We start from the raw sequence: 12,847 nt of genomic DNA, 5'->3' as shown, positions 1-12,847 counted from the left end.
TCGTATTTGTTGTGGCGCTCAAAGTTACTTTCCCGCCTTGGGGGAAAGGAAGATCGACATGCTGCGGCCTTCCATTTTCGGCTCTTTATCCAGGTTGGCGACCTCGGCGACGGACTCTGCAAAGCGCACAAGAAGATCGCGGCCGATGTCCGTGTGTGCCATCTCGCGGCCGCGGAAGCGGACAGAGACCTTGACACGGTTGCCGTCGGCAATGAATTTCTGGGCGTTTTTGAGCTTGGTGTTAAAATCGCCCACGTCGATACCGGGGGACATGCGCACTTCCTTGATCTCGACGACATGCTGGTTCTTTCTGGCTTCCTTTTCGCGCTTGCCCTGTTCAAAGCGGAACTTGCCGTAGTCCATGAGCTTGCACACAGGCGGCTTGGCCTGCGGCGAGATCTTGACTAAGTCAAGCCCCTGCTCGTCGGCGATGTGCTGCGCCTGCGCGGCAGACATGATGCCGAGCTGCTCGCCGGTCGCACTGATGAGACGGATCTCGCTGTCCCGGATCTCTTCGTTGATCTGATGCACGTTGCTGCTAATACCGAAGCACCTCCGTTTTTCATAAAGAATTTGGCAAACAAAAAACGAGCACAGAACATTCTGCACCCGTACCATGCCACAAAAAAGCCCGAAGGCTTTGTTTTCCACGATTGACCCCTTCGCTTTGCTGGGGGTGAGAACGAATGCACCGCTCTTCTTTGTTTTGCTTAAGTAGTATATGCTCTATTTTCCGGTTTGTCAACAACAATTTGCCCGAAAAAGTGAAAATCCCACGGTATATTTTTACTTTTGCCCGTCAACACTATGTCTGCAAGCAAGAAAAGTGAAAGGAGGCGAGCACATGAAGGAGCGCAATAATCAGAACAAGAACCAGAATCAGGAAAACACCAATCAGAACCAGAACGGCAACCAGAATCAGAACAACCAGAACAAGAACAACCGCTGATTGTACTCAAGAGCGCAGGGCTCCGGGAACACCCGGGGCCCCGCACCTTTATAGAACCTTAATCCCGCGGCCCTTGCGCGGCGAAGCGTTTCGTGCTATCATTTTATTTAAAATGAGGTATTATACCGCTTGCATTTTCAGAAAGGCGCATCATGCTCGACTCTCTTTCTCTCTGGCTGCACGAAACCCCGCTCGGCGAAACGCTGCTCACCATGCTCATCTCAATGCTCCCCGTCGTGGAGCTGCGCGGCGGCCTGCCCGCGGGCGTTGCGATGGGGCTGCCGATCCCCGTGGCGTTTGCCGCATCGCTCGTCGGCAACATGATCCCCGTGCCGTTCATCATTTTATTTGTCCGCCCGCTGTTCCAATGGGTGCGCATACATATTCCAAAGCTTGAGGGCTTCATCTCGCACCTCGAAGCGCGCGCCGAGGCGAAAAGCGCCGACGTCCTCCGCTATCAGACGTGGGGGCTTTTGATCTTTGTCGCCATCCCGCTGCCGGGCACCGGCGCGTGGACGGGCGCGCTGATCGCCGCCGTACTCAACATGCGCCTAAAGCGCGCCGTGCCGGTCATCTTCCTCGGCGTCGTCATCGCGGGCTGCATCATCACGCTGCTGACGCACGGGGTCACGCTTTTGTTCTAAAGGAAAGAGCGCGCAGGCGCTCTTTTTTGTTTCTTTTTGTCTCCAAACTGCAACCTTTTTGTAACGACTTTCGTCTAAAGTCATGTTACCATCCATATCGCCGCAGACTGTGCGGCAAACATCGGAAAGGAGAATTCCATATGAAAAAACATCTTCAGTGCGGCCTCACCGCCGCGCTGACCCTCGCGCTGCTCCTGACCGCCTGCGGGCAGAAGGAGGCGGACGCAAACGACACCCCGCCTGACGCGCAGGTGGGCAGCCTGTATGAAGACTTCTTCACCGGCGACGTCACCGTGACGGCGAATCTCATCAACGCCGGCGTCGAGGCGACGACCGCCTCGTTCCGCGCGCCCGACGTCTACGCCACCAAGGGCGTCGACGGCTCGGACATGGACTGGACGATCACCCGTTTCGCCCTGCTCGACCTGGACGGCGACGGCGCAGACGAGCTGGTGCTCGCTATCGACTACAGCGGCGAGGAGGAATACGTCATCCTCACCTGCCATGACGGCGTGGTTTACGCCAACCAGGTCGTCTACCGCGGCTTTTTGTCACCAAAGGCCGACGGCACGTTCGAATGGTCGAACGGTGCCTTCGACAACGGCGCATCCCGCGCCCGCTTTGAAAATGGCGTACTGGTCTATGAGGACTTCGCCTCCATGTCCGAAGGCAGTGATGGAAATGCTGTTTACACGCTGAATGGCGAGAGCATTGATGAAGCTGCGTACAGCGCGTTTCTTGACGAGCAAGCCGCCAAAGACGATCTCGCGTGGACGGAATTTTCTGTCGATGCGGTGAACGCCGCACTGGCGGGGTAAATATTTCCCTGCGCTGCGCAGGGGGGGCGAATAAAGGGGGCCATTCTCTCACGTGAGAGAATGGCCCCCTTAGACCCCCAAGAGAACGCAAGGGGCTCTGCCCCTTGACCCCGCCATTGCAAGCGAGCAGCTCGAAGAGATGCGGCGCTTGCCGATTGCACTTCCCTGCGCGCGGCGTTGCCGCGTTGGGTGTTGCTATACGATTTGATTTGCTCCTACTATCCGCTGCCGCTCTGCTGATCTTGTAGAAGTGCGCAGTAATTCCCGTCTATCGCCAGTCTCCACAATGCGGCGAGCGTCAGCAATGCCGCCAGTCTGTCGCCAGACAAACGTCACTCGCGCCTCACGATAGTAAGGCGCAGTTGCAATCGGTGCCGAATCGCAGGGATTCATGGCGCAGCCATGTACACCGCACCCACACTGCGCAGCGCGTGCAGTTATTCAAGCTGCAAACTGCCAATGTTGGGGGTCGAGGGGGGGCTCCCCTCGTCCTTTCTCTTGGGGGTGTAAGGGGGATATTCTCTTTCGAGAAAGAGAATATCCCCCTTTCCCGCGTCCCCCACACGGTGTGGGGGATAATAGAGTGCGCCCTGCGGGCGCAAAAAAAGAAGCACCCTTTCGGGTGCTCCCTTTTTATTCAACAGTGACAGATTTCGCAAGATTGCGAGGCTTATCAATATCACACCCGCGCTGGAGCGCGATATAATACGCCAGCAGCTGCAGCGGCACGACACCGAGCGACGGCAGCAGCATCTGCGCCGTATCGGGGATGGTGATGACGTTTTCGACAGTCTTTGCCATTTCGCCGCGGTGGCTCTCGGTCGCAAGCGCGAGAACGTCCGCGCCGCGGGCCTTGACCTCGACCACGTTGCTCATGGCCTTGTCGAAAAGCGGGGCGTAGGTGCCGAGCGCGATGACGAGCGTGCCGTCCTCGATGAGCGAGATCGTGCCGTGCTTGAGCTCGCCGGAGGCGTAGGCTTCGGAGTGGATGTAGCTGATCTCCTTGAGCTTGAGCGAGCCCTCGAGTCCGAGCGCATAGTCGAGGTTGCGGCCGATGAAGAAGACAGAATTGTGGTTGAAATACTGGGAAGCGTACTTGGGGATGGCCTCGCAGCTCTCGCTCGCGAGGAACTGCTCCATCTTCTCCGGCAGCTTCTGAAGCTCTGCGACCGCCTCGTTGTACTCCTCCTTTTTCACTGTGCCAAGCACCTCGCCAAACGCAAGACCGATCATGTCGAGCACTGCGAGCTGCGTAGAATAGGCCTTTGTCGTCGCAACGGCGATCTCGGGGCCCGCCCAGGTGTAGAGCACGTCATCCGACTCACGCGCGATGGACGAGCCGACCACGTTGACGATGGAGAGGATGTAGCCGCCGCGCTTTTTCGCCTCGCGCAGCGCGGCCATGGTATCGAGCGTTTCGCCCGACTGGGAGATGACAATGACGAGCGACTTATCGTCCACGATGGGGTCGCTGTAGCGGAATTCGGACGCGAGCACGACCTCGACATTGCGGCGCAGCAGATGCTCAAGATTGTACTTGCCGATCATGCCGACATGGTACGAAGAGCCGCAGGCCACAATGAAAATGCGGGTAAATTCACGCATCTTCTCAACGGGGAGCTTGAGATCGTCGAAGATGACCCTGCCGTCCTTGATGCGCGGGGAGATCGCGCGGCGCAGCGCCTCGGGCTGCTCCATGATCTCCTTGAGCATGAAGTGCTGGTAGCCGCCCTTTTCCGCGGCGGAGACCTCCCAGTCGATGGTAAAGTGCTTCTTTTCGACCTTCTGCTCCAGCGCGTCGTAGACCTCGATGCCCTCGCGCGTCAGCACGGCGACCTCGCCGTCTTCCATGTAGGCGACATCGCGCGTGTGCTTGATGATGGCCGTCACGTCGGAGGCGAGGAAGTTGCAGCCCTTGCCGTAGCCGAGCAGCAGCGGCGCATCCTTGCGCGCGGCGATGATGCGGTCCGGGCAGTCGGCGCAGAGCATACCGAGGGCGTAGGCGCCCTCGATGCGGCGCAGCACGCGGCCCACGGCCTCTAAAAAGTCGTGACACTCGTTGTAGTAGAATTCCAGCAGCTGCGCCACGACCTCAGTATCGGTCTCGGACTTGAACTGGATGCCCTGACCGATCAGAAATTCCTTGATCTCGACGTAGTTTTCGATGATGCCGTTGTGGATGACGGCAAACTTGCCGTTTTCGCTCACGTGGGGGTGAGAGTTGATGATGTTCGGCGCGCCGTGCGTCGCCCAGCGGGTGTGACCAAGGCCGATGCAGCCCTCGAGGTCCGCGCCGCCGTGGATCTGTTCGCTGAGGACCTTGAGCCGGCCCACCGCTTTTTCGACCTGCAGCTTTCCCTGCGCCGAGATGACGGCCACGCCCGCGGAGTCATACCCGCGGTATTCCAGATGCGCGAGCCCGTCCAGCAGGATGGGGGCCGCCTGTTCCTGACCAATGAATCCAACGATTCCGCACATATGATAACATTCTCCTTTTGATGATTTTTGAAAAATGGGCAGAAATGCCCCTTTGCGGCGCAAGGCCGCTTCGTCAAAAGGACAAATGCGCAGTCATTTGTCGCTTTTCCCGTGGTCACAGCCCCTTTGTTCTGCGGTCGCCCGCATGTTTGTCGGCTGTGTGCGCGCCCACGGGCACGGGGAAGCATCCGCCGAAATTTCGATCCTCTTCCCACCTCGTCGTCCCGCCAAAGGCGGGCGCTGGCGCTTATGATGGAGTAACTCCATGAACTCCTTTCACTTCTGCGATTTTGATGTATTTCAACCAGACTTCTCCGGATGAAAGCGGTTATTTCGCCCCTCCGCGGGGCAAACTCCCAAAAAGGGAGGATGACTATGGCTACTGCTTTTATCCGCACGATCGTGCTCTATTTTCTCATCATGGTCGGGCTGCGCCTTCTCGGCAAGCGGCAAATCGGCGAGCTCGAGCCCATCGAGCTCGTGCTCACGCTGCTCATTTCGGACCTTGCCGCCGTGCCGATGCAGGATTTCGGCATCCCGCTTTTAAACGGCGTCATCCCGATCGTGACGCTCTTGTTGCTCTCGATGCTGCTCTCGTGGGGGAGCGTGCGCTCCATCCGCCTGAGGCGGCTGATCTGCGGCAGCCCGACGGCGCTCATTTTAGATGGCAAGGTGCAGCAGGACGCAATGCGCCACAACCGCTTCACGCTCGATGAGCTCATCGAAGAGCTCAGATCGCAGGGCGTGACGGACCTCACAAGCGTCAAATACGCGGTGCTCGAAACCGACGGGCAGCTCTCTGTCCTCCTCTATCCCGACGAGCAGCCCGCAACGCCGAAGCAGTTGGGAAAGCCCGTCAAGGACGACACCTTCCTCCCGCATATCTTCATCAACGACGGGCGGGTACTGGGTGAAAACCTTTCGCTCGCGGGTTTAGACAGCGCATGGCTCGACAAAACCGTGCGCGCGCAGGGCTACCACGCCCCGTCGGAGATCTTTCTGCTCTCGCTCGACGGCGCGGGCAAAATTCTGTGCATCGGAAAGGACAGTGCCAAATGAAGCGATTTTTCTGGATCCCGTTCTGCCTGCTGCTCGCGCTCTTTGGCGCGGCGCTCTTGAATGCCGCCGTCGCCGACGGCTTAGTCACAGACTGGTGCGCAGCGCTCGACAAATTGCAGGACACCGCGCAGGCGGAGAACTGGGACAGCGTGCGCGATGATCTCTCCGCGCTTCACGAAAGCTGGGACGCGCACGCGACGTATTTCCACATCATTTTGCAGCACGACGAGCTCAACGAGGTCGAATCCCTGCTTGCCCGCGCGGACAGCTTCGCCTTCGAGCAGGACGAGGGCGAATTTCGCGCGTGTGTCGCGGAGCTCAAATCGCAGCTTTTGGTGCTGTCGGAAATGCAGGAAATTTCGATTCAGAACATTTTATAGCTCACTTGCCCTCGAGCAGCTTGTTGAGTTCCTTCATAAACGTGTCGATGTCCTTGAACTGGCGGTAGACCGAGGCAAAGCGCACGTAGGCCACCTCGTCCACGGCGCGCAGCTTGTCCATAACGAGCTCGCCGATATACTCGGTGCTGACCTCGCGCTCCAGAGAGTTCTGCAGCGTCTGCTCGATCTCGTCCGCCTTCTGCTCGAGCACCTCAAAGGGCACGGGGCGCTTTTCGCATGCGCGGATCATGCCGTTCAAGACCTTGCGCTTGTCAAAGCTCTGGCGGCTGCCGTCCTTTTTGATGACGACCATCGGCAGGCTCTCCACCGTTTCATAGGTGGTGAAGCGCTTGGCACACGAGAGGCACTCGCGCCGGCGGCGGATGCTGCTGCCCTCTTCGGCAGGGCGGGAATCAATGACCTTGCTCTCTTTGTATCCGCAATAGGGGCATTTCATCGTGCAGAACCTCTTTTCTCATCTTAGTCAGAGAGAGTATAGCATACTTTCTTTCGGGATGGTAGACATAATTTGCATTTTTTCACAGGATGGGCGAATTTTTCTCATCCACGCGGTAGATGACGCACTTTCTCCCGCCGACCGTCCCGATGCGGGCAAGGCAGAAGAGCTCCGCCAGCGGGAACGGCGCGTTCTCGCTGTACGGCAGCGCCAACAGTTTTCCGCTTTTCTCCTCGCGTACCATCGCGCCGGATAACAGTGAGAGCGCACAGTCGAGCCGCGCCGAACGGAAAAACGAGCCGCGCGGCAATGCTTTCCAGTCCCCCACCGCTCTCCCCTCCTGTCGGCACAAAATAAAGAGCCTGTGCTATTTCTATGCACAAGCTCTTTTCTTTATGTAGGGATTTTACTGCACGCTGTAATTGCCACGTACGAGCAGCTTTGTGCTGTTCGCGCTCGCCTGCACGCCTCGGCTGTCGACCGTCGCCATGTAAAGGTGGTTCTGCTGCAGGCCAAGGCCGCCCGCGAGCGCCGCGCCCGACGTCTCGTCGATGAGCCCCGGGGTGCTCGCCGCCACGCACACGCCGCTGCCCGTGCGCAGCATCGCCTCGCAGCCGACGCCCATGTACAGAATTTGCCCCTGATTCAGCGTGATGACCGTAAAGCTCATCGCCGTGCCGCCGGAAGTATTACCGCTCGACGCACCGTACTTCTGCTCGAAAGCCTGCGTCTCGCTCTTCACCTGCTCGGTGAGCTTACTTGAGAGCGTCTGTTCGCGCGAGGCGGTCTTCTTGTCCACCTCGGAAAGGATCTGCGGCAGGAATTTTTCGTTTAAGTAGCTCAGCGTCACGAGCGGGTCGCTGCTCGTGCCCGCGCCGCCAGTCGCGGCGACGGTCAGCGTTAGCACCGTTGCGCTCACCAAAAGCAGTCCCACCAGACGGGCAAAGGCGTTGTTTCTCTTTTTCATGCTGTATTCCTCATTTTCTCCCCGGCGCGCACTCTTTCCGTACGCGCCGGAGGGGTTAGACCAACTGTGTGTTTTGCAGGCCGAAGCTCACGGCGATGGCCGCGTCGATGCGCTCCATCAGCTCGCCGTCCACGCGCCCCATGCGCTCGCGCAGGCGCCGCTTGTCGAGCGTGCGGATCTGCTCGAGCAGCACCACGCTGTCGCGCGGCAGGCCGTAGTCCGGCGCGGAGAGCGCGATATGCGTCGGCAGCTTCGCCTTGTTCGTCTGCGAGGTGATGGCCGCCGCGATCACCGTGGGGCTGTAGCGGTTACCGGTGTCGTTCTGCACGATGAGCACCGGACGCACGCCGCCCTGTTCGCTTCCGACCACGGGCGAGAGATCGGCGTAATAAATATCGCCGCGTTTCACATTGATATCCACTTAGCTATTCACACTCCGAGCGGAAGAAAGTACCCTTGCCTTTGTCAGGGGCCAATTTCATTCTCCCACGCGGGGGCGGAATTTATACGGGGGCTCGCAACTTTCCCCGTCTTTCTGCCCCCAGTCCATCGTATGCTGAGGACAGATGCCGCGTGCTTTTCTTAAAGCGGCTGCAAATTCTTGTCGACGGACACGCCGTTTAAGCGATAGACGCGCGGCACACGCTTGCTGACCGCGCACATCAGCTCATAGGGGATGGTATCGCAGAGCGCGGCGTCGTCCGCGCAGAGGATGTGCTCGCCGAAGATCTCGACCTCGTCGCCGGACTTCACCTGCGGGAGGTCGGTCACGTCGATCATGCACATATCCATGCAGATGCGCCCGACCTGCTTGGCGCGGCCATAGGGCGTGAGCACTTCGATCTGATTCGAGAGCGCGCGGTGCAGGCCGTCGGCGTAGCCGATGGGCAGGACCGCAATGCGGCTGGGCCGCTGCGTAAAGTATGTGCGCCCGTAGCTGATGGGCTCGCCCGCAGCGAAGTCCTTGATCGTCGCCACGCGCGTTTTGAGCGACATGACGGGCTGCATGCCCATCTTTTCGGCCAAGTCTCCCGAGCCGTAGAGGATGATGCCGCAGCGAACCATATCCCACGCCCATTCGGGGTAGCTTGCAATGCCGCCGGCATTGCAGCAGTGGTGGAGCTGGAAGCGGAAGCCGCTTTGCGTCTCCACCTTTTCGATCATGCGCGCGAAGCGCTCATGCTGCAATTTCGTAAATTCGACGCTCTCCTCCGTGTCCTCGTCCGACACGCTGAAGTGCGTGAACACTCCCTCGATGTCGAGTCCCGGCAGTTCGAGCACACGCAGAATGTCGCGCAGACTCGCGTCAAAGTGCGCCTCGTCGCACGAAAAGCCGAGGCGGCCCATGCCGGTGTCGAGCTTGACGTGCACGGTCATCTTCCCGCCCAGCGCGATGGCGCGGTCGGAAAATTCCTTTGCGATGTCGTAGCTCTGCACCGCCTGCGTCATGTGCAGCTGCAAAATGCGCGCCGTCTGATCCGCGGGCGTGAAGCCCAGCATTAAGATCGGCAGCGTCACGCCGCTGTCGCGCAGCTCCTCGCATTCGTCGATGTTCGACACGGCGAGATAGCCCGCGCCGAGCTGCTCGAGCCGCTTGGCGATCTCCACCGCACCGTGGCCATAGCCGTCTGCCTTGACGACGCCGAGCAGCTTCACCTTATCGCCGACGTGGCGGCGGATGACCTCGAAATTATGGGTCAGATGGTCAAGGTCGATCTCCGCCCAGGTCCTCTTGAGCGTGTTTTCCATAGACGCTTCCACCCTTTTGCTTTCAGTTTCGACGCGCGCTATTGCGCTGCGTCTGGCGATAGTATATCACCAAAAATAAAATTCGTAAACTCCGCCGCAGCAATAATTTTGTCATTTTCCGCGATCTCGGTGTACACCGGCGCGCCGGAGGCGTCGAGCCAGAGCGAGCAGGCGAGCGTTTCGCCGCTGAGCGTCAGCGAAAAATCGGCACGCAGCGTATCGACGTCCCCGAGTGTTTCCGCACCCGAGCTGTCGAGATACACTTTCGGGAAGTTTTGCAGCACGAGCGGCACGCAGGAAAGCGCCGAAACGCGCGGCGAGAGCGTGCCCACGTCCAGCACCAGATCGTCGAACGTCAGCGTCAGCTTGTCGCCCTCAAGCACCGCGCCGACGCCCGTGAGCTCCTCCGGCTCGCTGACGGTCGCGCGCACGGCGTCGCCCTGCGCGCTCAGGTGCAGGGCATAGACAAGCGTCTCGTCCCCGCGCGGCACACTGACGCGCACGTCCGTTTCGTAGGACGTCAAGTTTTTGTACTGCTCCTGCATCGCCTCCGCGCGGTCGATCTCCTTGCCGCAGGAGCACAAAAAAAGTAAGCAAAGCACTGCGGGCCATATCTTTTTCATATCTCCATCCCCCTTCGTCCGTTATCTCTATGCGCGCGCATGCCGCAGCATTCCAGCTTTTCAGAGCACAGACAGTCAAAGGCATATCCTACCGGCAAGGCTGCACTTTTCGCAGTTGCACATCTGCCGGTTCTGTGCCATCCCCGAAAAAATATTTTGCACATAGAGTTGCACACCACACTTCCCGCGGAACGCAAAAAAGAGGAAGCTGATTTCTCAGCTTCCTCTCGAAAATCGCTTGATTTGTAAGGGGATTCGGCTTACTTGAAGTAACGCTCCAGCAGACCCTTGAGGGCCTTGCCATGACGGGCCTCGTCGCGGGCCATCGGTGCTCGCCGCACTGGCAGGCCGCTTCGCGTCCTATGGGGAGTTTAGGAATATCAAGGCTTTGCGGGATTTATCTATTTATTTTTTCACTCTCATTCAAGTCGCAAGGCTGTGGAAGTCTTCCAAAAAACTTCCACAGGAGGGCTTTGCTATGGCTAATGAAACGGGTATTTACAAGTTGAAAGACGGCGGTTGGGGTTTCCGCTATACTATTTCTGTTTGCGGAAAAAGAAAGGAAGTGATCTACCTAAAATTGGTAGATCACTTGATGTTTTCTAATTTAATTCTGCTTCTTTTCGTTTCAAAGTTGTTTAATGATGCTCGCACTTCTTCATTCTTGCTCTTGGATGCTGAAAGATGAGAAAAGATGTTTAATATAGTTCAAACATCTTGTTTCGCGAACACGCAAAGGTGTATCATAGCAACATCCACACGGCAGACTTCCACATTGGCTTTTCAGCGAGTGAATTTTCATCTTAACTTCCACAAAGCTTCCACTCCCCGCTCTCCCGCGGTGCAAAAAAGAGGAAGCTGATTTCTCAGCTTCCTCTCGAAAATCGCTTGATTTGTAAGGGGATTCGGCTTACTTGAAATATCTTTCAAGTAAACCCTTGAGGGCCTTGCCATGACGGGCCTCGTCGCGGGCCATCTCGTGGACGGTGTCGTGGATGGCGTCGAGGCCGTTCTTCTTCGCGCACAGGGCGAGGTCAAACTTGCCAGCGGTGGCGCCGAACTCGCAGTCGACGCGCCACTTGAGGTTGTCCTTCGTGCTTGCCTTCATGTTGGGCTCGAGGTCGGAGCCGAGCATCTCGGCGAACTTCGCGGCGTGCTCCGCCTCTTCATAGGCGGCCTTCTCCCAGTACAGGCCGATCTCGGGATAGCCCTCGCGGTGCGCAACGCGCGCCATGCAGAGGTACATGCCGACTTCGCTGCACTCGCCGTTGAAGTTGGCCATCAACTGGTCAAAGATATACTTCTTATCCTCTTCGGAGATGTCGGGGTTGTTCTTCACGGTCTTGCCGTAAACGCCGAACTCGTGCTCGGCAGCGAGCTTGAGCTCACCCTTGACCTCTTCGAACATGTTGCTCTTGGCGTGGCACACGGGGCACTCCGCAGGAGCCTCGGGGCCTTCATAGATATAACCGCAAACCTTGCAAAGCCACTTTTTCATAATTGCTACCTCCATAAAGTTTATCTTGAAATGTGAATTGTTTTGCTTGCCTTTCATTGGCGTTAGTCTACCACACTTTACCGGCTTTATAGAAGTTGCAAATGCAACATTTTGATGAATTTTTTATGAATTGCGCTCCATGGCCTTCAGGATGCGAGGCGCGAGGATCACACTCACGACGATCTTGAGGCAGTCGCCGGGAAGATAGGGCAGCATGTAGGCCGTGGCGAGCGTCATCCCGCTCACATTGCCGCCCTTGTAGACGTTGACGATCAGCGCGATATAGGGAAGGCCCACAAGGTACAGCACCGCAAGACCGGCAAAGCACGCAAGCAGAAGGCGCGGCACGGAGCGGTCCTTTTCCGCGATCTTGCCGATGACCCACGCCGTGGGGATCAGGCCCAGCAGGAAACCGAACGTGGGGTTAAAGATATAGCCAAAGCCGCCGCCCGCCGCGAAGATGGGCACGCCGACAAGGCCGAGCGCCACGTAGAGAAGCTGCGACAGCGCGCCGAGCTTCGCGCCCAGAAGCAGGCCGGCCATCGCCGTGAAGAAGAACTGCAGCGTGATCGTCGCCTGGAAAAGCTGGAAGTGCAGGAACGCGCCGATAGCCGTCAGCGCGGCGAACAGTGCACAGTAGATCAGGTCTCTTGTTTTGATGTTTTTCATGGTGATTCTCCCTTTTCTCAAAAAAACTGGGCTCATCATAACATGACGCCCGCCTATTGTCAACCTATAAATTTCATAAAGGTTTACAAGTTTGCAATTTTTCTTGCACAAAATCAAAATCGCAGCGCCTACGTCGCTGCACGAATGAAGGGGGGCCATTCTCTTTCCGCGGAAAGAGAATGCCCCCCCTTACACCCCCCAAGAGAAAGGGATTAGATTGGCAGTCTCGGACTTGAATGACTCCTATGCCTCCGGAATGGGAATGCCTGCGCGCGGCGGAGCCGCGTTTAGCGTTGCTATACGATTTGCCTCTGCTCCTACTATCCGCTGTTGCGCAGCCGTTGGCGGCTTTGCCGCCTTACGGATGCGGTACACCCCTTGCGGGTGCCGCTCTGCCCATCTTGTAGAAGTGCAAACTAATTTCCGTCTACCAGAGTGCTAATCAATGCGGCGAGCGCAGCAAAGCCGCATTCGGCAAGCAGTCTGCCGCCAAGCAATCGTCACTCGCGCCTCACGATAGTAAGGCGCGGTTGCTGAATGTTTCGAATCGCAGGGA

The 12,847-nt window shown here is 57.9% G+C and carries 15 protein-coding genes; 5 read left to right on the top strand and 10 right to left on the bottom strand.

Annotated elements, in window-relative coordinates; all coding sequences use genetic code 11:
* Positions 1 to 24 precede the first annotated feature (24 nt).
* Positions 25 to 531: a translation initiation factor IF-3 gene (infC, locus tag NI20_RS0100275; protein WP_033119463.1), complete on the bottom strand. Its 507-nt coding sequence runs from the start codon at positions 529 to 531 to the stop codon at positions 25 to 27.
* 570 nt (positions 532 to 1,101) lie between these two features.
* On the opposite strand from infC, the gene NI20_RS0100270 reads away from it, so the two are divergent.
* Together NI20_RS0100270 and NI20_RS0100265 are read left to right on the top strand one after the other, a co-directional pair.
* Positions 1,102 to 1,593 (top strand): small multi-drug export protein, encoded by a 492-nt coding sequence (locus tag NI20_RS0100270; protein ID WP_033119462.1) that lies wholly within the window; start codon positions 1,102 to 1,104, stop codon positions 1,591 to 1,593.
* A gap of 140 nt (positions 1,594 to 1,733) precedes the next feature.
* A complete protein-coding gene (locus NI20_RS0100265) occupies positions 1,734 to 2,411 on the top strand; it encodes a hypothetical protein (RefSeq protein WP_033119461.1) in 678 nt (225 codons plus the stop codon).
* Positions 2,412 to 3,044: 633 nt separating this feature from the next.
* Here NI20_RS0100265 and glmS read toward each other — a convergent pair.
* Positions 3,045 to 4,889 (bottom strand): glutamine--fructose-6-phosphate transaminase (isomerizing), encoded by a 1,845-nt coding sequence (gene glmS / locus NI20_RS0100260; protein ID WP_033119460.1) that lies wholly within the window; start codon positions 4,887 to 4,889, stop codon positions 3,045 to 3,047.
* A gap of 375 nt (positions 4,890 to 5,264) precedes the next feature.
* Between glmS and NI20_RS0100255 the strand changes: the two genes are divergently transcribed.
* Both NI20_RS0100255 and NI20_RS0100250 read left to right on the top strand, forming a co-directional pair.
* Complete coding sequence (locus NI20_RS0100255; RefSeq protein WP_033119459.1) at positions 5,265 to 5,948, top strand: DUF421 domain-containing protein; 684 nt, start codon at positions 5,265 to 5,267, stop codon at positions 5,946 to 5,948.
* On the top strand, positions 5,945 to 6,328 hold the full coding sequence (locus NI20_RS0100250; RefSeq protein WP_052084311.1) for a DUF4363 family protein: 384 nt from the start codon (positions 5,945 to 5,947) through the stop codon (positions 6,326 to 6,328). Before NI20_RS0100255 ends, NI20_RS0100250 begins: the two co-directional genes overlap by 4 nt.
* A gap of 1 nt (position 6,329) precedes the next feature.
* On the opposite strand, the gene nrdR is transcribed toward NI20_RS0100250, so the two are convergent.
* The 6 genes from nrdR to NI20_RS13915 form a co-directional block, all read right to left on the bottom strand.
* Positions 6,330 to 6,785 carry a transcriptional regulator NrdR gene (gene nrdR / locus NI20_RS0100245; RefSeq protein WP_033119458.1) on the bottom strand — a complete coding sequence of 152 codons (456 nt, stop codon included), beginning with the start codon at positions 6,783 to 6,785 and terminating at the stop codon, positions 6,330 to 6,332.
* A gap of 82 nt (positions 6,786 to 6,867) precedes the next feature.
* Positions 6,868 to 7,113, bottom strand: a complete 246-nt coding sequence (locus NI20_RS0100240; RefSeq protein WP_033119457.1) for a hypothetical protein — start codon at positions 7,111 to 7,113, stop codon at positions 6,868 to 6,870.
* 78 nt (positions 7,114 to 7,191) lie between these two features.
* A complete protein-coding gene (locus NI20_RS0100235; RefSeq protein ID WP_033119456.1) occupies positions 7,192 to 7,752 on the bottom strand; it encodes a hypothetical protein in 561 nt (186 codons plus the stop codon).
* Positions 7,753 to 7,807: 55 nt separating this feature from the next.
* Positions 7,808 to 8,173, bottom strand: coding sequence for a type II toxin-antitoxin system PemK/MazF family toxin (locus NI20_RS0100230; RefSeq protein ID WP_369699378.1), 366 nt, complete (start codon positions 8,171 to 8,173; stop codon positions 7,808 to 7,810).
* A gap of 161 nt (positions 8,174 to 8,334) precedes the next feature.
* Complete coding sequence (gene alr / locus NI20_RS0100225; RefSeq protein ID WP_033119455.1) at positions 8,335 to 9,501, bottom strand: alanine racemase; 1,167 nt, start codon at positions 9,499 to 9,501, stop codon at positions 8,335 to 8,337.
* Between the two features lie 38 nt (positions 9,502 to 9,539).
* Positions 9,540 to 10,124, bottom strand: coding sequence for a hypothetical protein (locus NI20_RS13915; protein WP_052084310.1), 585 nt, complete (start codon positions 10,122 to 10,124; stop codon positions 9,540 to 9,542).
* Between the two features lie 478 nt (positions 10,125 to 10,602).
* Between NI20_RS13915 and NI20_RS0100215 the strand changes: the two genes are divergently transcribed.
* Positions 10,603 to 10,812, top strand: a complete 210-nt coding sequence (locus tag NI20_RS0100215) for a hypothetical protein (RefSeq protein ID WP_033119454.1) — start codon at positions 10,603 to 10,605, stop codon at positions 10,810 to 10,812.
* Positions 10,813 to 11,034: 222 nt separating this feature from the next.
* On the opposite strand, the gene NI20_RS0100210 is transcribed toward NI20_RS0100215, so the two are convergent.
* Both NI20_RS0100210 and NI20_RS0100205 read right to left on the bottom strand, forming a co-directional pair.
* Positions 11,035 to 11,622 (bottom strand): NADH peroxidase, encoded by a 588-nt coding sequence (locus NI20_RS0100210; RefSeq protein WP_033119453.1) that lies wholly within the window; start codon positions 11,620 to 11,622, stop codon positions 11,035 to 11,037.
* A gap of 123 nt (positions 11,623 to 11,745) precedes the next feature.
* On the bottom strand, positions 11,746 to 12,291 hold the full coding sequence (locus tag NI20_RS0100205; RefSeq protein ID WP_033119452.1) for a biotin transporter BioY: 546 nt from the start codon (positions 12,289 to 12,291) through the stop codon (positions 11,746 to 11,748).
* Positions 12,292 to 12,847 lie beyond the last annotated feature (556 nt).

It is taken from the genome of Oscillibacter sp. ER4, from assembly GCF_000765235.1.
GTDB classification, from domain to species: Bacteria; Bacillota; Clostridia; order Oscillospirales; family Oscillospiraceae; genus Hominicoprocola; species Hominicoprocola fusiformis.
This window is presented reverse-complemented; position numbering and strand designations above follow the sequence as displayed.